The 26200-nt window shown below is 45.1% G+C and carries 19 protein-coding genes; 3 read left to right on the forward strand and 16 right to left on the reverse strand.

Going from position 1 to position 26200, the window contains the following annotated elements:
* Positions 1-8233, forward strand: an 8233-nt coding sequence (locus tag VFDL14_RS14170; RefSeq protein WP_032550652.1) for a VCBS domain-containing protein, incomplete at its 5' end; no start/stop codon positions are given.
* Between the two features lie 113 nt (positions 8234-8346).
* Here VFDL14_RS14170 and VFDL14_RS14165 read toward each other — a convergent pair.
* The 6 genes from VFDL14_RS14165 to VFDL14_RS14140 all read right to left on the reverse strand — a co-directional run bounded on the left by VFDL14_RS14165 (position 8347) and on the right by VFDL14_RS14140 (position 17945).
* Positions 8347-9660: an HlyD family type I secretion periplasmic adaptor subunit gene (locus VFDL14_RS14165; protein ID WP_032550653.1), complete on the reverse strand. Its 1314-nt coding sequence runs from the start codon at positions 9658-9660 to the stop codon at positions 8347-8349.
* Positions 9653-11803 carry a peptidase domain-containing ABC transporter gene (locus VFDL14_RS14160; RefSeq protein WP_032550654.1) on the reverse strand — a complete coding sequence of 717 codons (2151 nt, stop codon included), beginning with the start codon at positions 11801-11803 and terminating at the stop codon, positions 9653-9655. Before VFDL14_RS14160 ends, VFDL14_RS14165 begins: the two co-directional genes overlap by 8 nt.
* Complete coding sequence (locus VFDL14_RS14155; RefSeq protein ID WP_032550655.1) at positions 11800-13437, reverse strand: ABC transporter transmembrane domain-containing protein; 1638 nt, start codon at positions 13435-13437, stop codon at positions 11800-11802. Before VFDL14_RS14155 ends, VFDL14_RS14160 begins: the two co-directional genes overlap by 4 nt.
* A 104-nt stretch (positions 13438-13541) precedes the next feature.
* Positions 13542-16415 carry an HD-GYP domain-containing protein gene (locus tag VFDL14_RS14150; RefSeq protein ID WP_032550656.1) on the reverse strand — a complete coding sequence of 958 codons (2874 nt, stop codon included), beginning with the start codon at positions 16413-16415 and terminating at the stop codon, positions 13542-13544.
* A 108-nt stretch (positions 16416-16523) separates the two neighbouring features.
* Positions 16524-16934 carry a GNAT family N-acetyltransferase gene (locus VFDL14_RS14145; protein WP_032550657.1) on the reverse strand — a complete coding sequence of 137 codons (411 nt, stop codon included), beginning with the start codon at positions 16932-16934 and terminating at the stop codon, positions 16524-16526.
* A gap of 93 nt (positions 16935-17027) precedes the next feature.
* Entirely contained in the window at positions 17028-17945 is a 918-nt protein-coding gene (locus VFDL14_RS14140; RefSeq protein ID WP_032550658.1) for a LysR family transcriptional regulator, read from the reverse strand.
* A 393-nt stretch (positions 17946-18338) separates the two neighbouring features.
* On the opposite strand from VFDL14_RS14140, the gene VFDL14_RS14135 reads away from it, so the two are divergent.
* Both VFDL14_RS14135 and VFDL14_RS14130 read left to right on the forward strand, forming a co-directional pair.
* Positions 18339-18629 (forward strand): putative quinol monooxygenase, encoded by a 291-nt coding sequence (locus tag VFDL14_RS14135; protein WP_032550659.1) that lies wholly within the window; start codon positions 18339-18341, stop codon positions 18627-18629.
* A gap of 164 nt (positions 18630-18793) precedes the next feature.
* Positions 18794-19819, forward strand: coding sequence for a zinc-binding alcohol dehydrogenase family protein (locus tag VFDL14_RS14130; RefSeq protein WP_032550660.1), 1026 nt, complete (start codon positions 18794-18796; stop codon positions 19817-19819).
* A 210-nt stretch (positions 19820-20029) separates the two neighbouring features.
* On the opposite strand, the gene VFDL14_RS14125 is transcribed toward VFDL14_RS14130, so the two are convergent.
* The 10 genes from VFDL14_RS14125 to VFDL14_RS14080 all read right to left on the reverse strand — a co-directional run bounded on the left by VFDL14_RS14125 (position 20030) and on the right by VFDL14_RS14080 (position 26173).
* Positions 20030-20869 (reverse strand): DUF3626 domain-containing protein, encoded by an 840-nt coding sequence (locus VFDL14_RS14125; protein WP_032550661.1) that lies wholly within the window; start codon positions 20867-20869, stop codon positions 20030-20032.
* Between the two features lie 38 nt (positions 20870-20907).
* Positions 20908-21324 (reverse strand): GNAT family N-acetyltransferase, encoded by a 417-nt coding sequence (locus tag VFDL14_RS14120; RefSeq protein WP_032550662.1) that lies wholly within the window; start codon positions 21322-21324, stop codon positions 20908-20910.
* A 125-nt stretch (positions 21325-21449) separates the two neighbouring features.
* Positions 21450-22415 carry a D-2-hydroxyacid dehydrogenase family protein gene (locus VFDL14_RS14115; protein WP_032550663.1) on the reverse strand — a complete coding sequence of 322 codons (966 nt, stop codon included), beginning with the start codon at positions 22413-22415 and terminating at the stop codon, positions 21450-21452.
* 81 nt (positions 22416-22496) lie between these two features.
* Positions 22497-22922, reverse strand: a complete 426-nt coding sequence (locus VFDL14_RS14110; RefSeq protein ID WP_032550664.1) for a bifunctional diaminohydroxyphosphoribosylaminopyrimidine deaminase/5-amino-6-(5-phosphoribosylamino)uracil reductase RibD — start codon at positions 22920-22922, stop codon at positions 22497-22499.
* A gap of 115 nt (positions 22923-23037) precedes the next feature.
* The gene (locus VFDL14_RS14105) at positions 23038-23535 is read right to left on the reverse strand and encodes a GNAT family N-acetyltransferase (RefSeq protein ID WP_032550665.1); all 498 of its coding nucleotides are present in this window, start codon (positions 23533-23535) and stop codon (positions 23038-23040) included.
* Between the two features lie 13 nt (positions 23536-23548).
* On the reverse strand, positions 23549-23962 hold the full coding sequence (locus VFDL14_RS14100) for a GNAT family N-acetyltransferase (protein ID WP_032550666.1): 414 nt from the start codon (positions 23960-23962) through the stop codon (positions 23549-23551).
* An 81-nt stretch (positions 23963-24043) separates the two neighbouring features.
* Entirely contained in the window at positions 24044-24580 is a 537-nt protein-coding gene (locus VFDL14_RS14095) for a GNAT family N-acetyltransferase (protein ID WP_032550668.1), read from the reverse strand.
* Positions 24573-25136: a nucleotidyltransferase family protein gene (locus VFDL14_RS14090; protein ID WP_032550669.1), complete on the reverse strand. Its 564-nt coding sequence runs from the start codon at positions 25134-25136 to the stop codon at positions 24573-24575. The genes VFDL14_RS14095 and VFDL14_RS14090 overlap by 8 nt, the downstream gene beginning before the upstream one ends.
* A 39-nt stretch (positions 25137-25175) precedes the next feature.
* Positions 25176-25769, reverse strand: coding sequence for a class I SAM-dependent methyltransferase (locus tag VFDL14_RS14085; protein ID WP_032550670.1), 594 nt, complete (start codon positions 25767-25769; stop codon positions 25176-25178).
* 5 nt (positions 25770-25774) lie between these two features.
* The gene (locus tag VFDL14_RS14080; protein WP_032550671.1) at positions 25775-26173 is read right to left on the reverse strand and encodes an ACT domain-containing protein; all 399 of its coding nucleotides are present in this window, start codon (positions 26171-26173) and stop codon (positions 25775-25777) included.
* Positions 26174-26200: the final 27 nt, after the last annotated feature.

The raw sequence follows: 26200 nt of genomic DNA on the forward strand, positions 1-26200 counted from the left end.
CGATATCGATAACCCAGATAACGCCTTCACACCAGATTCGATCACGGGCACCAACGGCGACCTAACCATTGACGCCAATGGTCACTGGATCTTTACCGCCAACAGCGCATTCAACCAACTCAACGTTGGCGACAAAGTTGAAGAGACATTTACGGTAACGTCTGTCGATGGCACGCCATCCACTATCAAGGTAACAATAAACGGTACCAACGATGCAGCTACCGTAAGCAGTGCCACTGTGGCCGTCGATGAAACAGACAAAGCTATAACGACTTCAGGCACGTTAACTAGCACCGACGTTGATAACCCGGATAACGCCTTCACCCCTTCTTCAATCGCAGGTAACCACGGCGACTTAACCATAGATTCCCATGGTCATTGGGTCTTTACCGCTAACAGCGCGTTCAACCAACTGAATGCCGGCGACAAAGTTGACGAGACCTTTACGGTTGCTTCTGTCGATGGTAGCCAATCGACAATAAAAGTAACGATCAACGGCACCAATGACCGCCCTACTATCTCAGGAACCTCTAGTGGTGCAGTCATCGAGCAGGGCTTGAACACTGCTGGAACACCAGATGCGACAGGCTCTCTAACAGCAAACGATTTAGATAGATCTGACACCGTTACGTGGGCAATCAATCAACCCCAAGGTCAATGGGGAACTCTGTCGATTGATCAGCATGGTCACTGGCACTATCAGCTAGACAATTCGACCGGAGGTGCCGCGGATAAGCTCGCGGCTGGTGAGCATCAGTCTGAATCATTCTGGATCACCGCTACCGATTCAGCTGGAGCAACAGTCCCTCATAAAATCGTTATCGATGTGCAAGGCAGCAATGACAAACCAATTGTCAGTACGTGGACTCAGCTTCCTGCGGGAAAAGAGGATCAACCCGTAACCATCAAGGCTTCTGACTTACTAACGCACGCAAGCGATGTGGATGGTAGCGATGTATTGCATGTGACAAATTTGCAAGCCACACACGGTAGCCTGACTGATAATAAAGATGGCACTTATACCTTCACGCCAGACAAAGATTTCAATGGTGAAATTAGACTTACCTATGATGTCGTTGATGGTCATGGCGGTCGCGTCGGTACTCAAGCGAAATTCGATCTCACTGCTGCACCTGATAACGCCCAAATCAGCTATGCCGCTACAGGCAACCATCAAGGTGGAGTGACTGAAGATCGCTATTACATCGATACCCATGACAAACTTCACTTTGATGGCAAACTGAATATCGTTGACCCTGATAAAGGGGAAGCTCAGTTTGATATCAACTTAGGTCCTCAAACCTATCAAGGCATGGGTTATGACACCAAATTAGGTGGACATATTTGGCTATCACAAGATGGTAGCTACACCTACACGATTAAAGACCATCAACCTTTAGTACAAAATCTTAAAGAGGGTGAAACCATCACTGATGAGTGTTTGGTGAGATCGCAAGATGGCACTACTTTCACGATTAAGGTCAACATACACGGTTCCAATGATGCTCCTACCTTAACCGCCCAACACCACTCTGTCACAGAGGACGGTTCCTTGCTATCGGGACAGATGGTTGGACATGACATCGACCATGATGCCAAGCTAACTTACTCCATTGCTCAACCCGTTGATGGATTAACCTTTAACACTGATGGTAGCTATAGTTTTGATCCATCACACGGCGGCTATCAATCCCTTGCACAAGGGCAAACTCAAACGGTCACCATTCCCGTCTCGGTAACAGACAAACATGGCGTAAGTACCACTGAGAATCTTGAGATTGTAATCACAGGTACCAACGATGCGGCTACGGTGGCAGGTGTGGATACTGGCGATGTAAATGAGAATCAAGGTGGGCAAAATATGTCGCCCGACTATGCTCAGCCCGGCATCGCAAAAATCAGCCATGATGCACTCACCACCTCAGGTCAATTGTCTATTGTTGACCCTGACAAGAATGAAGCAGCTTTCGATACCAAGGCTGGCGTCTTCTCTTACCATGGCCAATATGGTCACTTACTATTACGAAGCGACGGGCACTGGATTTATGCTGTTGCTGCAGGTCAAACAGATTGGCAGCAGCAAGGAGCTAGTACAACCGTGGGCTCAACCATCGATAAGCTAGGAGCAGGTGAAACTCTAACCGACACAATAACGATACAAACCAAAGACGGCACCACCCATGACATTGTAGTCACTATTCATGGCGACAATGACGCGCCTTATGTTTCTGGTGAAGTTCAACTCAATTCAGGCAAAGAAGATTTACCACAAACTCTTACTCAGGCCGAGTTACTCGCTAATAGTGTTGATGTTGACCACAATGATATAGGCAAGCTGAGCATAGCGAGCCTGCATGCCGACCATGGTTCCATCCTTGATAACCAAGACGGCACCTATACCTTCACCCCCGATAAAGACTACAACGGTCAGGTTCACTTTACCTATGACGTCAAAGATGCACATGGGGGTATGACGCATGCTGGGGCAACAACGACATTGACTGCCGTTAAAGATGCCGCAACATTCTCGGGACAAGATACGGGTAGTGTTCAAGAGGATGTGCATGTTCAAGGTACTTCTCCAAATACCGTTGCAGTGTCTGGTGTACTCCTTGTGACTGACCCTGATGCAGGAGAGGCACAGTTCATTCACAGCCGAAATGTACATGCTGTTAGTGACCCATTCGGCGGCCATTTATCGATAGGTAAAGCCGGGGATTGGACATACTCAGTACCTAACCCCAACATTCAACACCTTGCTCAAGGTGAAAAAGTGGATGTCATTTATCAAGTTCGAACGCGTGGTGGTGATACTCATGACGTCACTGTTACTGTGATGGGTACCAACGATCAGCCAACAATTACAGCAACGACACTGGCTCACGGCACAGAAGATACACACTATCAAATGCAGGTGAGTCAATTTGGTTTCACCGATGTTGATACTCGAGACTCGCTGCACTCAATTGCTATCACCGACCTTCCACCAGCGACTCAGGGTAAGTTTGTGCTTGATGGGCAAGATATTGCTGCGGGTCAAAGTGTTTCTGCTGCCGATATCGCTAAGCTGCAGTTCGTCCCTACCCCTGATTTCAATGGCGATGTTCAATTTAAGTACACCGTCAATGACGGACATGTCGATTCACAAGAAGCAACCAATACGCTGCACATCGATGCTGTTGGCGATGCTGCAACAATCTCGGGGCGCGACACTGGAGATGTTCATGAAGGACATACTTATACAGCGCCAGACGGTACAATGTCTGGCGGGTACGTCGATGACCGTTCACCCGATTATATGCATGGAAACATCGGTAAAATATGGAACGATGAAATACACACTGATGGTCACCTGAACATTGTTGATCCAGACTCCGGTGAAAGCCATGCTCAAACAGGCACTTACCAAGGTACACACGGACATGTGATACTTCAGAGCAACGGAGATTGGAGCTACTACGCTTCCATAGGACAAGACGCAACGGGCAGAAAAATTGATCATCTGGGTCAAGGTGAATCAATAACCGATACCGTCACCGTCAAATCGGCTGATGGTACCACTCACGACATTCATATCACCATTCATGGCGACAATGACCGCCCGTACTGCTCTTCAGAAGTTCAGCTCAACAGCGGAAAAGAAGATCTCGCACAAACCATCACAACAACTGAGTTGCTTGCAAATACTGTCGATGTGGATACTAACGATGCCGGGCAACTCTCTATCGACAATCTGCATGCGGATCACGGCACTCTCGTCGACAACAAAGATGGTACATTTACCTTCACTCCAGACCATAATTTCAACGGTAAAGTGCATTTCACTTATGACGTCAAAGATGCTCATGGTGGCGTTACTCATACTGGCGCGTCTACCACGTTGTTACCGAGCAATGATGCTGCCACACTGCAACCGACACTCGCCTCCAACTTTGTAACTGAAGATCATCTCAAATCGGGAACAAGCACCAATGAGTTATGGTCAGGTTGGAAAAACCTCGATATTCAGGATATTGACTCGCCATCGGAAGCAAAAGTTACTCAAATAGAGGTCAACGGCGTTAAGCATACGGTACCAGCAAACTTCGCGATGAATCTTGCAGGCGTCCACGGTACCTTCAACTTCACTCATTCAACCGATGGCCACGACAAATGGAGCTACAGTGCGGATAATAGTCACGCTGAAGTTCAATCACTAAGCCACGGCGATTCATTGACTGATACGGTCACTCTGATCACCGCAGATGGGACACGAATCCCGCTGACAGCCAAAATCTTAGGTACCGATGATCATGTGATTATTGATACGCCTGACGCATTAACGGCCGCATTGGGAACGGCTATTGAGGACAAAGTTACCTCTATTTCAGGCACTCTGCTCGCGCACGATTCCGACAGTAAAGATTCCGTCACCTTTACCGCAGGTAACTCTGTTGGCGCTTACGGTACGCTTCATGTGGATAGCAATGGCCAATGGCATTATGACCTAGATCACTCAAAGGCCAATGCGCTACAACAAGGTGAGACCAAGGCAGAAGGCTTTGATATCACAGCGATATCTACTGACGGCTCAACCGCAACCAAACATATTGAAGTGTTGGTACAAGGAAATGATGATGGGGCGATCATTTCAGGCCAAGACTCGGGTCAGGTGACTGAAGACAAGCATTTACAAACATCGGGAAACCTCACCGTTATTGATCCGGATAGTGGAGAGGGTCATTTTACTGCGACATCAGGTTCAACCCAACTTGGTACCTATACCATAGATGCATCTGGTCATTGGACGTATTCACTTGATCCTCGTGTTCAATCTCTGCATCAGGGAGAAACCAAACCCGATGTGTTTACTGTGCATAGTGCTGACGGTACAGCACATGTGATAAAAGTGACCATCACTGGAACCCAGGATGCTCCAATAATCACGGGGCAAAGTACAGGGGGTGTTTACGAAGACTCTCAAACCTCAGTATCTGGAACACTTAATGCTGATGATAAAGACTATGGACAGAGTGGTTTTTGGGCACAGAGTCATATCGCAAGTACACATAATTTGGGCGATCTCTCAATTGACCAAAATGGCTACTGGACGTTTCATCTTGATTCTACAAATCCGGCCGTAAATTCTCTAGGAGAGCATGACACACTTCAAGAGACGGTGACGGTGAATACTATTGATGGTACCTCAAAAGTGATTCAGATAACCATTCATGGTACAAACGATGACCCCGTTTTATCAGTAACCCAAACTACTCCAACAACGGGCACGCTGACCGAAACTGATGTTGACGTGAAAGACACTCATACCTTCTCTGTTGTCAATTCAACAGGTCAATTCGGTTCGCTATCGGTCGACCCAAATTCGGGCGCATATGTATACACAGCTAATGGTTCGGTTGCTGGAATGAGTTATAACGGGGCGACACACACATATCACGGCACCGACGTGTTTGAAGTAAAAGTGGCTGACAATCACGGTGGTGAGTCGTCAAAGTTCATCACCTTTGATGCCAACGGTCATGTTTCAGTTGTACCAGGACAATCACCGACGATTTCAACCTCTGTGCCTTCCAATCCACTGGTCACGACCACACAGCCAAGTTTGCCGACAGGAACAAACACTCCGCCAAATAATGCGGTCACCGTCGACTTAGCGGCATCTAGTGATACTGGTACTTCCGATACCGATAACCTCACTAAAGACAGCACTCCAACCATCACTGGGCATACGGATATTCCTTACTCACAAGTCACCATCTATGATGGCTCCACACCTATTGGGCATGCGGTATCTGATGGCTCGGGGCAGTATAGTGTGGCGGTAAGCAGCTTATCGAATGGCGATCATAATCTCTCTGCCAAAGCGTTAGCGCCTTCTTCAGTTTTACCAGCAACATCATCCATTCTTCCATTGCATGTTGATACTGTAGTCGCGCCGCTTCAAGTATCATTAACTCATGACACAGGAGGCAATTCGTCTGATTTGATTACTAACGATGGTTCATTGACTATCGCGGGGCAAGAGGCAGGCGCAACCGTTGAATACTCGACCGACAACGGACACACATGGACATCGAGTTTCACCCCTCAACAAGGCTCAAATACGGTTAGCGTGAGACAAACTGATGTAGCAGGAAATGTATCCCCTGATACTTCGGTGACTTTCACACTCGATAATACGATTGCTGCACCAGTGGTCTCTCTGCGCAACGACACTGGGCGACACTCGGTTAACACCCCAGACTTAATCACTAAAGACTCTCAGCTTACAATTCAAACGGAAGCAGGAGCAAAAGTAGAATACTCGAATGACGGCGGACACAATTGGACATCTGTGTTCAATCCAGTTGAGGGGGTTAATGACCTACAGGTAAGACAGACTGATATCGCTGGCAACGTATCCCCAGTGACGCACTTTAGCTTCACTTTGGACACCACTCCCGGCACAATCACAGTAAACCCGATATCGCAGGACAACGCATTAAATGCTGCAGAGAACAACCAACCATTAGTGATCACCGGCACGACATCCAACATAGCACCAGGAGATGTCGTCTATGTCGTCATCGGCAATAAACACTTTTATGATGCAACGGTAAAACCAGATGGCACGTGGTCATTAACTCTAGATACTTCTATACATCAAAACATAATGGCGACCGATCGCGACTACTCAATACAAGTTGGTACCGTTGATACGGCAGGTAATTCGACGCCTCGCATTTCGACCCATCTGCTAGTTGATACGCAGAGTCCGATTCCACATATTGCAGTTGACTCAGTGACACAAGATAACGTGCTCAATGCTCTTGAGTCTGGTCAAACTATCGCGATAACCGGAACAGTAACTGGCGATTACCAAGCAGGTGATATTGTCAGCTTAAAGATAAACGGTGCAACAATTTCATCACTCACAGGTTCAGTTGATTCGAGTGGACATTTTTCTATTCCAGTGGCTGGTAATATATTGGAACATGCCAATATTCATACTAGCTATGCAAATGGCCAGTCTGGCTCGATACACTCAATAGAAGCCACCATAATAACCACCGATGCGGTAGGAAATATTGGCAGTGCGACGACAGGTTCACAGGTATTCAGCGTTGATATTCATGTTAGCCTACCGACAATTACCTTTGAAAACCCCGGACCTGATGGGCTTTACAACAAAACAGAAATAGCCCACGGGCACCCCAATACAGTTACTGCGACAATTACCCCACCGGGTGATGCTAAGGTTGGCGAACATCTGGTTGTTAATGGACAAGATCACGTGCTGGATGCCCATACACTCCAGCATGGGTTACAAATTGAAGTAAACCCGGGCTCTCAAGTACAAGTCACCATGACAGACGAACACGGAAATACAGCGGGTAGCCAAGGTGTTGCCGCAAGTGCAATCCCAGAGCCGATTGTTGTTAAACCGCCATCTGGAAGCCATCAAGTGTCCGGTACACTTGGTGTTCCGCCTCTTGTCCCATCTCAAACGCCTGTCCCATCGGCGCAAAACGGTTGGCGTATCCACCTACCTAATGGTCAGTATGTAACAAGCCATCATGGGCAATATGGAACGTTAACCATTGATCCTCAAACCGGTCATTTACATTACCAAGAGCAAGCACAAGTCCACACTGGACCACATGGCAGCGCTTCAGGTATCGGTCAGCATGAAGATCGATTTGAAATAGCCCTGCAAGGGACAAATCAAGATGAAGTCGTCGCCCATGTAAACATTCAGATACTCAGTCATGGCCCGGGACATAGTGGCAAACTTACGGTTGGGACTGAGGTCGTTGATATGACGATAACACCAATTGTCCACGCATCTCACCCTGCTCCACCTCCACCACCGCCAGTTCAGCATGACGAGCCAGAGATCGCCTCTCACGAGGACTTCACGTTTACTGTAAGTGAAGACACTTCTCTAGATTTATCTCAGCATGCTCATCAGGAGCCAGACCAGAAAACTGACCACCATGGTGCAGCCGCTTATTTGGATGCCCTAGGTATTCAGCCCAATGCATCGCCTACCACCGGGCACGATCAACCCGCAGATATCGACATCGTGCTTGCGCAAGTCGACCAACAACATGCTGCAGATTACGATCAAACGCATTTAGATATATCAGATGCACTTGAACACCATGATACAGCCGATCACCCTAACCAAGATGATGAACACCATCATCACAACGACTTAGATGGACTACCAGACATAGATCCAAATAACTAATGGTTGGTGACTAATCATTAATGAAATAAACAAAAGGGAGCACGCTATGTGCTCCCTTTTTAATAATTGTTTCTCGTATCGTTCTGAACAAGGAGACGGTTAGAGTCTTTGAGTTACCTTTCTCCAAATGCAACGCTGATATTGGTGTAGATCGGCTTCCAAAGGTATTGGAATACCGACTTCTCACCCGTCGTGATATCTACCTCTCCCGTCATGCCGGGAAGAATGGAAAAGCTTTCAGGATTATCACGGAAGTATGGCGTTTCCACAGACACCACCACTTCATAATAGATTTCACCTCGTTCACTTTGGCTGGTGGTCGGTGAAATACTCTCAACCTCCCCTTTTAAAGCACCAAAACGGCTGTAATCAAACGCATCAATCTTGATTCGAGTTGGCTGGCCTACGTTCACGAAACCAATATCTCTCGGAGATAAACGAGCTTTAAAATCCGCTTTACCACCGACAGGAACAATCTCAACCACTGTCCCGCCCGGTTGAATAACGCCACCGTTCTGCGTACTTGGTAGGCTTTGCACTAAACCTTGTAGCGGTGACACTAACATGGTGTTCGTCAATTTCGCTTGGCTTGAACGCACCCGAGCATTAAGCGCAGACAAATCTGATACCGCTTTGGATCGATCGTCACTGACTTTTGCTTTGGCTTCAGCAAGAAGTTGTTCGATTTTTTGATCATTACTGTCTGCCTGCTTGATCAGAACCGACTTCTTGCCTCGAGCTTCTTCAATTTTCTGCTCTATGCTCGCCAGCTTCTGACGCATTTCAAGCACACGTAAACGAGAGATGTTCCCGGCTTTATAGCCTTTTTCCAAGATGTTCAGCTCTTGCTTAGTGGCACTTAGCTCTTTGTCGTAGCTAGGTAGAGATTTTTCTACGACACGAAGCTGCTCTGCTATTTGCTCACTGTCCTTTTCCAAAACAATGCGTTTTTGATAGTAGAGCCCTTTTTGAGCATTTAACTGCGCCTTTTGTTGGCTGACGATTTCCGGGAAATCAATTTCAAATTCCCCAAAATTCGGCTCACGATCATCCAGCAAAGCGTTCATACGCTCGATACTCGCAAGCAAGGTTACTTGTTGAGATTTCAACTCTTCGAGAGCTGTACGCTGGAAGGTCGCGTCAAATTCAACAAGCGGCTGCCCTTTCTCTACCAGCTGACCTTCTTTAACGAGAATTTGCTTTAACTTACCGCCAATGGCGCTTTGTAATACTTGCTTTTCCCCTTCAGGAATCACCGCACCCTTTGCTTTTGCGATTTCATCCACTTGAGTAACCACAGACCAAGTGACAAAAGCAATAACACACAAGGCAACGGACCATGTCGCCAGCGCCAATGTTCGAGCTGTATTTTGTGATTCAACAAGCTCACCGTAACGCTTGCCAGTCTCGATAGTTTTTTTAGCCATTAGCGACTCCTTGCTTTGACTCTACTTTTTCCTGTGGTAATTCTTGTGTGTCAGATAACTGCTGCTCTTGAGGCTCTGATGGCTGCTCCAAAGGGCCTGCATAAACCACAGCACCCTCATCTAACACCACGACTTTATCAGCGAGCTTAATCAAATCTGGATCATGCGATGTATAGATCACCGTTGCTTTTCCTTTCTTCATCGCCAAGAACTCACCGAATACGCGTTTAGCATTGGGATGGCCATCAGGCACCGGGTTATCCATTAGGAACATCGGGTAGTCATACACCAAAGCTTTGGCGTCAATAAGGATCTGAGCGACAGTGCCTGACAACATGTCAAACAGGCTATCCGGCTGGATGCTGCTGATAGAGGTATCCAACCCATCTGGTAACGTGGAGAACCATCGCTTGCCGCCAACCATATCAATGGCTGATATCATTTTCTGCTCTTCAACTTTATGCCCATCGCTCAACCACTCACGAATACTCAATGTCAGTAAGTCGGGGTAAGCTGCGCGAATGAAACACCAGTGACGATAGAGCTGCGGGTCGTACTGAGCAAGGTTTACCCCTTCAAGCTCGACCATACCGTTTTGGATAGGCTGTAAACCAGACATCACTTCAATTAATGTCGACTTACCACTGCCTGAAGGGCCAGTGATCGCCACAATATCGCCCGCTTCAACATCAAAACTTACCCCATTCAATGCAGGGCGACTCTGCTTAGGATAACGCAGGGTCACTTGGTCTAATTTCAAGTTAGGCGCAACTGCCGGCAGCGGGTGATGCTGGTAACTGAATTCACGTTCAGACGGCTGAGACAGAATACGATTTACCTGCAGCTTAGATTGATTAAAGCTATTAAAACGCATCGCACTGTTTGCCAACACCTGCGCAGGCCCAGTCACTTTGGAAATCAACATCATTGATGCAATCAAACCACCCGGCGTCATCACTTGCTCGAAAATAAGTCCAATACCTAAGCCCATGATAGCCAATGTTGAGCCTACTCCGATAAAGTAATAAATAGAGGTGTATCGACTTTGCAGAACTGCTTGATTGAACGTCACTGTAGAGGCAAGTAGATTGGCCTTTTGGAAGCGTTGGATCCAGTGTTCTGAAAACCCAGCACTACGAATAAAGGCGAGCTTGGACGACAACTCATTCGTCATATTTTGACGATTCGTGCCGGCTACCGTCGATTGCATTGAGCGCTTACTACTCGAACGTATCGAACGCTTAGCTAACAGGTAATACAGAACCAAAGAGACAATTGGAACCAATACCAGCCAGCCACCTAGCACACCTATCGCCAAGACAAAAATGGCAATGAAAGGCAAATCAAACAACGCATTACCGAGTGGCCCTGACAACACACCTGAAATGCGCTCAGACAACATCACTTGGTTTTGTTGACTAGACGAGGCCGTTTGCTGGTTTTGAGCATAGCTATTTCTTAATAGTCGCTGCACAAGGGACTGAGATATCTCGCGGCTGACTCGGTTGGACACAGAAGCAAACACTCGACTACGCAATGTTCTTAACCAGCCCATCATCACAAACAACAAAGCAGCCCCAATGGCAATTCCTTGTAGTTCATGCCCAGCATCGCCACCGATTACATGGTCATAGATCGACATCGTGATGAATGGCACTGCGAGAGCAAATAAATTGGTGATAAAGCTGACCAAGAGCAATTTGGGAATGATAGGACGAAAAGCATGTAACCGTTCACCGACCCAATCAGGGGAAGCCTTCTCCAATGGAGCCCCTTCAATAACAATGCAAAACTGCGGAACCTCTGAAACGTCTTCATTGCCATCAACGGCAACAAACTGTTTTGACTCCAAGTGACCAGAGACCAATTCATTTTCACCGAGAACCAGTAGAACTAATTTGTGATCGCCCACCTCATCTAGGTTAGCAACCAAGCGATATGGCAATGCAAGCCTATCAAACAGGGCAAACATATCATCTATTGATTCAATGCCGTTCTCATCAACCCATTGGCGAGCGAACAATTGGATATTCGCATTAACTTCCAATTCCTTGAGCACAGAAAGGCTTTCAGTTTCCAGTCGGTTCATCGGCTCATGTTGACCGTCTGTTTCGCCATGACGACTAGCATCTAAACGATTCATGCAATGACCTCCTGCTGATTGGTAGTGTCTTCGGCAACCAAACCGTTTGCTACCGTAATTGTTCGACTCGCTAATTCGCGAAGTTTTGCATGATAGCTCACCATCAATATGGTGCGCCCTGCCAATACTTCTTCTTCCAGCACCTTAATTAGGTTCCCGAGCGCATTGAGATCGAGCGACGAATCCGGTCTTTCTAGCATGATAACGGGCTTGCCACTCGCTAATTGAGCCGCAATATTGAGCATCTTAATATTGCCCATACTCAACAAAGAGGCACTTGTATGGCCGATTTGTGTTTCTAACCCTTCAGGTAAACGGGTAATTTCTTTGGTTAATCCCAAGCGCACAGCGTAATCATTGGCGCTTTGTGTTCTCTCAGGATCAAATCCACACAAATTGTCCAGAATCGTACCTGAGACTAACTGCCCTTTAACCCCGCAGTAAGCTGTAGCTTGAGCGACAGATGCAATGGAAACGGCTTCGCCATTAATGAAGCACTCACCCGCGGCTAAATCATCAATCCCTGCTATCGAAGACAGTAAGTGACTATTGATGTGGCGAACTTCACTCTCTAACAACACCAGCTCGCCTTTATTTAGCGTCACATCCGCACTGGCGAGTTCACCATACCTTTCAACGGTTGCTCGCTTTATTTCTAAAGTCTCAAAGTCAGAGAAGTTAAGCTCAGAACCAGCGGACTCAGACAGAGATAAGTCTCCTAACTTTTCTATTGCCTGATTGGCGCTATGGATTGAATTAAGCTTGATTCGAACCCCAACCAGAGCGCTAAGCGGCGCTACAGCTCTACCCGATAAGATGGAGCATGCTGCTAACCCACCCGTGGTCAATTGGCCATCCAAAACCCACAAGCTCCCGGTAATCACTAACAGAACAGAAGTCGCCAGTGCAGCAAGCTGAATACACTCTTGAGCGAAGGCGTTCTGTTCTTCTTCTTTGGCTTTGGATTGAGAGCGAACATTATTGAGTGATTTAAACTGATTAAAAATTCGAGATTCAACAGCCTGACGTTTAATACCCTGAATGGTTTGGCTAAGAAGAATTAAGAAGGCTTTTCTCTCCTGCTCATCTTTAGAAGCTTCTTCACTTAAACTTTTCACGCGGATAGAAGACAACCAAACAATACCAAGCGTTATCAGCCAAACTGCCACAGGTATCGCCACTAGTTCACCGCCGATATAAGCCACCAGCCCTAGAAAGATCAATGCAAAAGGCAAGTCGATAAATCCAGAGATTATCCCACCAGAATACCAATCCTTAACTTTGGATACCGATCCGAGTCCCTCTTCGACACCACCCACACCGAGCTTACGAAGGTGCCCTGATGATGCAGTCGTGACCCTTTCAACCAAAGTTTGGTAAGTGGCTTTTTCTGTATTGCTGGCCGCCGCAGACAAAAGCCATGTACGCACAAAGCGTATGAGAGCTTCCATGGCTACGGCTAGTGTTGCCCCAGCTAAAAGCAGTGTGGCCGTACCATAGCTTTGATTGGGAAGAATGCGATCGTAGATCTGGAGAACCGTTAATGGAACGGCCAATGACAAGAGGTTAATAAGTAAAGAAGGCAGCAAGACTTTCCTTACAACCCCTTTGTTTTGTACTGACGTTACGGGCATACACAATCCTTATCCATGCTTATGAAATAAGATTGGTACATAGTTTCATGTTGTGCAAGGTAACAAGCTGAATTTAAAATAAAAAAACTCGTTTTATCACCTGCCTAATTTCGAAGGTATTGTTGTATCTCTACAGCATCAATTTGACTAGGATCCATAAACTCTTCAGCAAATCGTTTATAGACACCTGACGTAAGGAATAACTCAAACAGATCCTTGTCTAAATGGTTGTCTTCCACCATGAAACTCATGATTCGAATCGATTCTGACAATGATTTGGCTTGCTTATATGGTCGGTCCGCACTGGTTAGTGCTTCAAACACATCCGCAATGGCCATAATTTTAGCTGTTAGCGACATCTCCTCCCCTTTGAGCCCCATCGGGTAGCCTGTTCCATCGATTTTCTCATGATGTCCCCCAGCAATTTTAGACACATTGCGCATATGCTTAGGAAACGGGAGAGACTCAAGGATTTGGATGGTTTGAATGATATGGTCGTTGATGATGAACCTTTCCTCGCTCGTTAAGGTTCCCCGTTGAATCGATAAGTTATATACCTCTCCTAAATTAGCTTGGTACGTTGTAGGCTTAAGCGTAAATCGTGCTTCATTAGTTGGAGGAAAATCCCAAGGAATCAGATGTTCTGGGCGGTCACTTAACAGTGGTTCAATAGCAGGAAGTTCAACATCCTCTTCGAAACGTTGTTTTTCAACCCATGAGATGCCCATAGTTTTGCTTAGAGTCCGTGTCCATGTTTTAGCAGCTATCTCTTCTAAACGTTTGAGCGCTTCATCGTCAACAAATTCACTGCCAAGGTTAAGGCTAGCGATGAATTCAAAGTCCTTGTCAATTTCGGCATGGCGTTGAGCCAATTGTTCATAATATTCATCTGGTAATTGGACGTTATTTTCCTTGAGTAAATCGAGTTCGCTTTCTTTTTTCAGAACTTCAAAACGCATCCGAATCTCATGAATACGATCATAAATAGTTTCAAGCTTTGTTGCTTTATCAACAACATGCTCTGGGGTCGTTATTTTACCGCAATCATGCAGCCAACTCGCCATCTTTAGTTCGTCCCACTGTTTTGCATTAAGCTTAAAGTGATTGAACGCCTCGCCTTCCGATTCATGTGCGGCTTGTGTTAACCACTGCGTAATGATTGGAACTCTTTGACAGTGATTCCCTGTATATGGCGATTTTTTGTCTAGAGAGCCTGCGAAAACTTGGATAAATGAGTCTAGCAATGCTTTTTGGTCATCAAGCATGTTGTGTGTTTCTATAGTCACTGACGTAAAACCTAACAGCGTATTTAAATAGTTTGCATACTGTTGGTAATACTCTTGCGCACCGCCATTCTCATACAAAACGCCAAAAGATCCGATAACTTCTCCTGAACGAGAGGTCAGTGGAATAAAAATAACCTCGCCGTTACTCACGTCCTCCATTTGAAACTCAAGACGAGGAAGCTCGCTCACACTGAAAACTGTTGGCTTTTTTTCTACGAATATTTCTCGAATGAAACGGTTCGCATCTGAAACCGGCACATCTTCAGCCTGTAACTTGTTGTCGTGAAGACCTTCCCACCAAACAAACTTAGGAACCAAGGTTTTTCCTTCGACATCCAACAGGTAAAGAAAGACACCATTGGCTTCGACAGCATAAGCCGTATCTCGGCAAACTAAACTAAGCATGTCATCCAAATTTTCTTGCCTAGCAATATTATTGGTTAAAGAAATAAACTGCTTTATGGTTTCTTGCGTCGACATTTGGGCATAGTTGAGTTCATGAATCTCTCGGATAAAATTGTCTCCCAAGGGAGTATCATCAAACCTAAAGCGTTCTATTTCTAACGCTCTTTTGGTTACTCTTTGTATCGGTTTAGAGATGTAAGTGGATACCAAATAAATAATTGGCAACATAAGGATGAGTATAAGAAGAGATGCGTAAATTGTTTGGCTTTTGACTAATAAACCACTATCAAACAAATCCGCAGTTTTAGTCGCCATTAACAGATGAATATGTTCGCTATTCAAAGGCTTAATTGTAACGACCTTTCCTAGCCAATTCTCTCCTTCAAATTCAAACTCACCCAAAACTCCCTGATTGTGGTCTTTGTTTTCATCCAATAGTTTTGAAAGCACATGGTTCTTTAGAGCATCTATGGCTCGGGGCTGGGTCTCATTCGAGCCGTGATTTGCAATCATCGCGTAGACATCACCTTCATCGTTATAAAGTGCTCTCAGTGATGAATTCGTCGTAAGAGTATCTTTCAAAGAAGCCTGCAAATCCTCCAATAGCACTCCAGCGGTCACAATGGTGTTGTCATCACTTTTTCGAAAAACAGTAATACCAAGTGAGTCACCTCCCAGAATCGGGGTAGGTTTTGACACCTTGTTAGCATCACGAGTTGCCAATTGCTCCCATTTAGCGGTGTTGTTTAATAGCGGCTCGACATTTAAGTCTTTGGCGTACACTTCTCGAAATTCACTATCCAAGCCTTTGGTATAGAGGCTGTCACCCATAGTATGTATCAGCAAATACTGAGTTTTAGGCTCTACAGTGAACTGCTTACGAACCGCTATTTTCTCAAGGTGAATGACTTTGAATAAATCGCCGGATGGATAATGAAAGGAATAGGAAACGATATGTGGGAACTGCTCTAGGAGGTAGGTGATCTTTGGCAGCAATTCTTCTCTATCTTCAAGGGTCGCTGCTTGGTTTTTCCCACTAGCTGCTGTTTTTTTCCCACTATGAGCAAAGGAGCTTAACGCTGAAAAAGCCGTACTGTAATGGCTATTGAGTTTATAGCGAGTTTCAAGTTCAATACGGTCAAACAGCTTACTGTTAGCTTCTAGAATGAGTGTCGATAAGCCTTTATTGGTAACGAAAATCTGAACGCCCGATGCAATAACGACAATCAAAATGATGATTACCGTTAAATGTATATGTATTGGTAACGCTTTTGTATTCTGTCTCATTATCGCTTACCCAACTAGATGACTATCTATCTACATTTAAAAACATAGTCTCTAATTTGATTAAGCGTGCAGTTTCTTTGTTACCTTATCTATTGAAACCCAAGCTATTTACAGCTTTTTTGTCAGAAACGAAAGCGATGAATCCAGTGGATAATTTTCTAATACCATTTGGCATTCATAGCCCTGTTTTTCGTAAAACGGACGGGCTTGAAAGCTCAACGTATCAACCAACGACGATGTACATCCTTGAGATTTCGCATACTCTTCGATTCGCGTGAGGAGTTCACTTCCAACTTGCTGGCCTCTTAATGATTCATCAACCCAAAGAAACTTAATAAGAAGCCAATTTCCCCAAAGGTCTGCGATGATGCCGCCAACTTTCTTTTGATCCTCCAAAGCATAATAAGCCACTTGGGATTTAGGTATCCCCTCCAAGAAAGGCGTATTGTGTTCAATCAAACCACCACGAACTTCATTGATGTCTTTATCAGAAGGTTCACTATCAAACTTGTATTCCATTTCTTTCCTTACGTGTTGATATCCATTTGCTTGCGAGCTAAAGCATTAAACAAAACGGTCGACGACGCCACCATTGTAGCGATTAAACTTCTACTAAATCGCACCGAGCTGAGCCAGTTTGCTAAGAATGTCACTAGTTTTCTCCCTGAACAGGTCTCTTAATAGTCGAACCGTTGGGGTGATAGATTGACGACTTGGACATACTAACCAAAGCTCAGTAGGAGTAGGTTTGTAGTCTTTCATGACACTAGTCACTCGCCCAGTGCGCAAGTCGTCGGACATATCAAGACACGATTTAATCGCAACCCCTTTACCTGCTACACACCAGCGTCTAACCAAATCACCATCGTTGGAAGCCCTGTTTCCTGTGAGCTTCACTTTATGAGTGGTTTCTTCATGACTGAACTGCCACTCATTCTGGAGAACATCGTGTAACTGATAAAAGAGGGCATTATGCTCTAACAGATCATTCGGTTGCATCGGTTCTTGATGTTCAGCGAGATAACTCGGGCTTGCGCATAACACTCTAGGAACATCGCAGATCTTAAATCCATACATGTTGGCATCGGTTGGAGAACCATAACGTAGCGCCATATCCACCGAGTCACGATAGAAGTCGATGTTGCTATCACTAGTACTGGTTCGAAGTGACACGTTCGGATATTCCAACAAAAATTCATCCAACCAAGGCGTAATGAGATTTCGTCCTAGATCAGACGATAAAGCAATACGGATTTCACCATCAATTATGCCGAGCTCTTCGTGCATGTTCATTTTCGCTTGCTCAAGCATCTTCAGCGCTTCCTCGCATTGTGGCAAGTAACGCTCTCCCGCCGCCGATAGCCGTAAGTGGCGTGTCGTACGAACGAAAAGCTCGGCTCCTAAAGATGCTTCGACGCGCTTTACCACCGCGCTGGCCGTTGCTGTCCGCATATCAAGGTTGGTTGCTGCGGCGGTAATACTGCGAAACTCAGCAACTTTCAGAATAACCTTCAAATCCTCTAACAACATCAATAAGCCTCATTCTTTAATTAAGTGAGTAAGAACGCGCTATGAACGCTCAGTATTTATAGAGTAGAGGATCGTTATTATCAAATATTATTTGATAATTAATCAAAGTCGAGACTGTTTTTCATTGTCAATTACTCACCTAAGATAACGTCATGTTAATGAAGTGCCTCATATGGGAATGCCCTTTTATCTTCAATAGAGATAAACGACAGCGCGATAAATTAACAAACACTTTTTGATAGTGTTTCAAAAACCGTTAGAAAATCGATAGCGATTTATTGTCTACACTCATTGAGCTAACAGACCGCTATGTAACCAACTTTGAAACTCTATAACTTATTGTTTTATATAAGTTACCGTCTTTTCGGAACTGAACACACAAAGGAAAGTAACATGACTAAATTAACTATTGTTGCAAACATCGTGGCAAATGAAGACAAAATTGATCTAGTGAAAGCTGAACTGCTTAAACTGATTGAGATCACTCGTGCAGGAGAAGGTTGTATCAACTACGACTTGCACCAAGACAATGAAAACCCAGCACACTTCTTATTTTACGAGAACTGGGAGTCACGCGAGTTGTGGCAAACACATATGAACAACACCCACCTTGCAGAATACATGGCAGCCACTGAGGGCGCAGTCGCAAGCTTTACACTCAATGAAATGACGCACATTGCTTGATTGCTAGTGCTCTAAGGCACTCAAGATCAATGGCTCAATAGCTGATCGTTTAAGCCCATTCATAACATCTCAATCGATATGCTTGATATTGAATGGGCCAACTTTCGTTGATTACGATTTAAAAATTAGGATGAAGCCACTTCACCTAATCAAAAGGAAGCACCATGACAGCACCAATAAAAATGAAGGCAATCGGGTTTACTAAATCATTTCCAATTACAGAGCAAGACAGTCTGTTTGAGTTTGAAACCGATGTTCCAGAAGTGAAAGACAACGACCTACTCGTCAAGGTGAGTGCGACATCAATTAATCCCGCAGATGCCAAAATACGCATTCGTAATGCCAAAGGTAAAACGCTAGAACAACCTAAAGTATTAGGTTACGACGCAGTTGGTGAAGTTATCGCCAAAGGTGCAAACGCTGAAGGCTTCGAAGTTGGTGACCGAGTTTACTATGCTGGCGATGTGACACGCATGGGGGCTAATGCACAATTTCAAGCTGTTGATTACCGCATCACTGCTCATGCACCGAAGAGTCTTTCTGATGAATCTGCTGCCGTCATGCCGTTAGCAACACTCACTGCGTGGGAGGCGCTATTTGACCGACTCCGTGTTCGCCCAGAAGAGAGAAAATCGATACTGATCATTGGCGGCGCTGGTGGTGTCGGCTCTATTACGATTCAATTAGCAAAACAGCTTACTAACCTAAATGTTATTGCCACAGCCTCAAGACCAGAAACAGAGCAATGGGTGCGAGATATGGGGGCTGATCATGTCGTCAACCACCGTAACTTGGTTGAGTCCGTTCGTGAACAAGGCATCAAACATGTCGATTACATTTTCAATGTGGCTGATACCAAAGGGCACTGGGATGCGATGGTAGAGCTTATCGCACCACAAGGTTTAATCAGCTCAATCGTTGAGTTCGATGGTGGTATCGACTTGTCAGCACTTCAAGGCAAATCCGCAGGTTTTATTTGGGAGTTAATGTTTACACGCTCACTGTTTGACACGGATGATATCCAAAAGCAGCAAGACATTTTATTCCAAGCCGCAAATTTGATCGACGCTGGCCGCATTAAATCTACACTAACGACAACACTGAATGGCTTTAGTGTTGAAACGCTCAAAGATGCGCACCAACGTATCGAAAGTAGTGCTTCAATCGGTAAAACAGCGATCAAGTATTAGGATATTGAGAGTAATTTACTGCTCTTCGAATAGAGGCAGTAAGTGATCATCAAGCTACATTCTTCTAAGCTAGAAATATCCAAATACACAAAGAGCCACTCGATAGTGGCTCTCTTACTTTTCGCTAGGCTTTATTCTTACCTGATCCAGACTGATGATGACGCCACCGAAAGTGACAGCGTCACCCAAAATTGGCATTCAAAACAACATTTAATCCAGAGATTGATAGCCGAATCGCGCCAAATAATGCCAAACCTTTTTGACATCTTGTTCATCGTAACCTTTTTCGGTGACTGCCAAGCCGAGTATTCTTGGATCGATGACACCATCTTGCGATAACTTTTTAGCGAGCTCTATGTACTCTTTCCCACGATATTCTGGATAGCGAGCCATCTCTTCAACACTCAGTTTAAACCCGTTATGCCATTTAACTGGAATATCTAACTGGCGAGCATACCATTCGATTCCGGTCTCGCGATAAGCTGGATCAAGCACTATAAACTCGACGTCCTCTTTCAGTGATATCTCACCATGAACATGCGCTTCGATATAATCATCTAACAGATCAACATCGTCAGAAGATGCCTTATCGATTAATGCCTGTAGCCGACTTGCAATGGCAAAGTCTGTGGGTTCAAAGAAACTATCTGGATAGCAAAACGTAGTACGCTCCAATACGTGTGGCTTCAACTCAAAATAACTACTGCCAAAGCGCGCGGCTGCGCCAGAGGGGTACTCTCGAAAGTTCAAAGCACCATACTTGGGTCTTAAGTGGTCAGCAGCAGCATCATACGCGCCATCAAACACACTCCGCTCCCAAATCCATCTTGCTCCGCCAGTATAGGCAGTTAACCCGCCGTTACTCGTGCTGGTCTCGAATTGAGATTTGAGTTTGCCATCACGCGCAATCGCTTGAAGTAACGGTGTTTTATTCGACGTATAACGGTCAGGGTGAAAGTTAATCGTCACCGCATGGACGTGATTACCCTCTTCGCAACAAGACTTAGAACGTATATTTGCGATTGCTTGCTCGATTGCACCTTCAGTCATAACACCTCTAAATTGTCCTAGTCTCTACTCACTCGCACCTAGATGTTGCCTACGTTTGATGCGTTAAATGAAAACATACGTATTTCATCACGTGGATGCCAACCAATATTTTCATAAAACGCTTGTGCGTTCAGGTTGTCGTTGATGACAAACAGGTGAGTTTTAGCAATACCGATGGATGATAAGGCGTCCACCGCGTTTGATATCAGCTTTGCGCCTAAGCCCTGACCACGGCAAGCCTTCGATACCGCTAAATGTTGGATATAACCACGACGCCCGTCTGTCCCCACCAATATCGCCCCTACGATCTGCTCGCCTTGTAGAGCAACAAAACTCAGGTTTGGGTTACGCTCGAGATACTTCCCGATGTTTTCTTCGGAGTCTGCTTCTCTTAATTGCATACCTTCCGTTTCAGACCAAAGGTTCATGACCTGCTGATAGTCTGAGATGTCCATTTCTCGTAACACGACTCTTATCCTTACTTAAACCTAAACACCTTACAAAAGTGCCAAATATAATGAATCAATTAACACTCAATTTATTCATGGTTAAGTTATTCATACTTAACCATACCGACCCGTTAATCACATGCTTCTTCAAGCGCTTCGTTCTCTGAAACGTACGCCACAAGATTTTCGAACGCTATTTTAAAATAAAGCTCGTAGCTTCCTTGCTCTACATACCCTAAATGAGGGGTCGCAGTGACGTTAGGTAGAGAAAGCAGTGGTTCTGTGCTTTTAGTTGCGGGCTCACAATCAAAGACATCGACAGCCGCTCGTTTGCTCGGATTGGATTTGAGTTCGTTAAACAGTGCAGTAGTCTCGACAAGCTCTGAACGGCTGGTATTCACAAACAAGGAATCTGACTTCATTGATCTTAGATCTTCAGCCGTAACACACCCTCGCGTTGCCTCGTTCAAACGAAGATGGAGAGACAGAACATCCACTTGCTGAAAGAAGGCGCGTTTGGATTCAGAGGCCTCAAAGTCATGTGATTTTGCCAAGTCTCGCGAAGCTTGGCTTCCCCATACTACGACTGACATTTCAAACGCTTTCGCATATTGAGCGATTCGTTGCCCTATCTTCCCATAGCCCCAAATACCTAGCTTCAACCCTTTCAAAGTTCGTCCTAGCCCTAAGCTACCTGAACTTTGCCACTGGTCATTTGCAAGATTCGATGCATAGCTAGGAATATGTCGGCTTGCTGCCATTATTAGAGCCCAACAGAGTTCTGAAGGGGCAACTGGCGAGCCTCTCCCTTCCAGTACCTTAACTCCGTATTTTTCACAAAGCTGCACATCGATATGATTGCTCACCTTGCCCGTTTGACTGATCACTTCAAGGTTCGGGAGTTTGGATAAGAGTGATTCCGTTATCTGGGTACGTTCTCGAATCAGAACTAGAGCTTGGACATTCACCAACTTCTTAACCAATTCTTGTTCTGAGTAGGTCTCATTAAAGACTGTGACATCCAGCCCTTCTAGCAAACCAAAACAATCAAGATCTTGAACTGCGTTTTGGTAATCATCCAATACTGCTATTTTCACGCTTTTCTCCTTATCGTTATAATTCTTTTTCTACTAACGCTAGCCACAGAGGGATGTGGTCTTGATAAGACTGTGGGATTCCTAAGACTGGTTGAGATAAGGCCCGAGATGAGCAGTAACCTGTTCTGAACAAACACCGATGACAACATCGACACCAGCCTGTTTTAATATCTCAATTCCACGCCCGTTATTTCGAGGATCTGGGTCAAACATTCCCACGACGACTTTCTTAATACCAAACTGCGCTAAAGTACGCGCGCAAGCAGGTGTGCGACCTACGAATGAGCATGGCTCTAATGTAACATAGGCAGTCACACCTTCTGCCGAACCTTCATATGCGTTTAGAGCCTCAACTTCGGCGTGGTTACCACCTACGGCTTGTGTGTAACCTTCAGCAACAATCTTATCATTTTTAACTAGAACGCAACCTACGGGCGGGTTAGGGATACACATCGGCAGGGCTTGCTTAGAAATCTCAAGCGCTCTTAGCATGAATGTTTCGTCCATTAGATTCTGCGCCTCTCAATATTCAAATTGTTCTCGATGAGAGCTAATCTAACATATTGAGTTGTAATTAAAATCTCGACTTTCCCTTTTTAACGAACTTCGAATCGATATCGAATTATTCATCAAATTTCTTTTCTAACCACATCGAGCTTATGTATTCACCGTTCTTCTTTGCATATTCATTAAAGACGCCCACTTCTCTAAAACCAAAACGCTTATGTAGCGCTATTGAAGCCTCATTCGGCAAGGCGACACCGGATAAAACTCGATGAACACCGTGAGCTTGGATGGCGCAGAATAGCTTCTCATAAAGCTTGGAACCAACCCCTTTCCCTTGAATAAACGGCGCCAGGTAAACCGTCACCTCTACAGTCTCATCAAAGGCAGCCATTGCTCTGTATGGCTGGGAGCAAGCGAACCCTATGAGTTTACCGCTATCGATTGCTACATAGATTTGATGTCTACTATCTGGCTTAAACTGGGAGAACCAATCCAATCGATTGTCTACAGACAGCGGCGACTCCTCAAAGCGAGCATTAAAATGTTCAATGTAGTAATTGAAAATATCAGTAATGCTAGAAACATCATCTAACTTCCCGATTCTAATTTCCATTGTCTTACCCTACTCAAACGTTATTGGGTCTAAATTTCTTGGTCATACCTTGGCTAGATGGTGACACGAGCTTGTACCCTAGCTTTTCGTAAAAAAGGGGCTCATCAGCAATCATAGAGACATAAGAACCTTCTAACGCTACAGATGCTAGGTAGCCATCAATATACTCCATCACTTTCCTACCCAGCCCTAAACCCTGATATTGAGGATCAACGGCAACATCAACCACTTCGAAATTACACGCACCATCACCGACAACTCGCCCCATCGCGATCAACTTATCGGCATCTCGAATAGAGATCCCGTACAAACTGTTAGGCAGAGCGATAGTTGCTGCTTTGAGTGATTTAGGAGATAAGCCTGCTGCAACACGCATATCGCAAAATTCTTGAGGGTTAGGGACTTGCTGTTCATATACAAACGTCATCGTGTACTACTCCTTTTTTAGGATAGGATACACAACAACACTGTATATAAAAACAGTGTTGATGAGTTATCTGAACTTTAGTTAAAAATCACACCACTCACTGTGCAGTACAGCCATAATAACAGTGTCCCACCACTGCCCTTTAAAGAAGCGATGCTCTTTTAAATGCGCTTCTTTCCGCATGCCTAAACGACGGCAAAGGTTTATCGCAGCCAAGTTTCGGCTGATAGTCTCAGCATAAATACGATGAACACCCAATTCCTTAAAACCGAAATCAGCGAGCTTAAATGCCGCTTCTTGAGCGAACTGACTTCCTTGTGAAGCTCGAGAGAAAGCACAACCCATAGAAGCTTGTCGACTTTGTTCTAATCGTAAACAAACCGTACCTATAAACTCATTGGTACTCTTAAGTTCAACAGCGAGTTGATAAGCTTGCCTTGGGCTTTCAGTTGACTGCGCCACAAACAGTTCGGTGAGTTGCTTATATTTATTTGGATCACAATCATCTTCATCATAGAAACGTTGATACTTGGCGTCTTGAGACATAGCAATAAAAGCATCTTGATCATCGAGTGTCATGTCTCTCAGAATCAGTCGCTCTGTTTCCAATTTAAACATCTTGCGACTCCTTTGCATTGCCATAAACCACTTTGAGAGATGGCCATAAGGCGAGCCAGTTCTTTGCGTATACACGTTGTTCAAACAGCGAACGCGGTCTTTTCCGGTTATAACTAATGTGTCCGTTGAATAGAGATTCAAAACCAAAAGCGGAAACACACTCGTAATCGCTGTTTGCCGTGACTCTAACACCAACAGCCGTTTCTTTTTCAGGCCAATAGCTCATCGCGTCCAGCGTGCTTTTGTAAGGTTGGTCGTTGTTTCTGTGATGCATCAGAGCTTGGTTGCGAACCTGCCAATCGAACTGTGGCATTTGTGTGTTGAGCCAAGCTTCGTGCTTGAAACAGGCATTAGGGTCCATTTCATCATCATCGAAATAGACAACGTCAATATCATTCAAAGGCGTTGGCTTAGTCTTGTTATGCAGGGCGTCCCAAACCAAATTTCGTACAAATCCCGCGGCGATGTAGCACTGAGGCAATTCGAGCCTCTTAACACAGTGCAAAGCTTCGACTCTCATTGGATCTTGTTTCAAAAGGTTAACGATTTTATCCATATCTTTTAAGTTACTTAGCCTCATAAACCTATGTTTAAATTAGCGTTTCACCGCGACCACCGAATAGGTATGCCAATGTTTCATTCGTCCTAATGCAGTTGTTGCCTTCTCATCCCTTTCATGAAACCTCAGAACTTCAAAACTGGAGAATAGGTCGCGCACTTCGGATTCTGTAAAAGAAGACGTTGGGCTTCGGTAGTGGGTTGCCCAAGTGTCTTTAACGCCCATAAAATCGCCGGCAAAAACACCCCCAATTTCAATACACGCGACGATCTTATACCACGCAGACTCAAACTGAGAAGGGTCAGCGAAAAACAAGCTAGAGTTCGCGAGTACAATCCCAGCTTTCGGATATTGGAATTGTTCGAATGAAGCGTTTGTAACGTCGACTAAAGGGTTGTCAGCAAACCGTTCTTCACATATCTCAATCGAGTCTGAATTAATATCAAAGCCATGTACTCGGTAGCCATGCCGACTCAAAAAATCCATATCACTACCCACGCCGCAACCGCAGTCAATTGCTACCTTTGATGTCGATTGATTAAGTGAACAGACAAATTCGGTCCGCTTTAAATGTGGTTTAGAAAGTGCTTTCGCATAATAGCTGCGCCAAATCTCGGTGTTAGTATCCATGCCAATCACTCAGTGGAAAACTCTTCCAGTGCCAATAGCGCAGCAGTGGCTTTATCCTGTTGTATAAAAATATGGTCGTGGTAGTACGCTGCAATCACGTTAGCGCTGATCCCTTTAGACGCAAGCTTGGATGCGACAGCCGCAGTAAGCCCAACCGCATCCAGACTGGAATGAACGGTTAAGGTGATCTGCTGGTAGATACCTTCAAATGCCAACTCTGCTTCCTCAGCTCGAGACTTTTCAAGGACCAGAGTGAGTCCTTCTGATTCGATGAACGTGGCTACAGGCTCTAAATTGACATAATCCCTTAGGGCACCAGAAGTCGTGCAGAACACAAACTCTGTTGGTATTAATTTAGGGCGCATAGAACACAGCAGCTCATCTAGATCGGTGATTCCTGACATAAATACAGTCCTTGTTTCAGTATCGAG

It is taken from the genome of Vibrio fortis (genome assembly GCF_000695685.1).
Classification (GTDB): Bacteria; Pseudomonadota; Gammaproteobacteria; order Enterobacterales; family Vibrionaceae; genus Vibrio; species Vibrio fortis_A.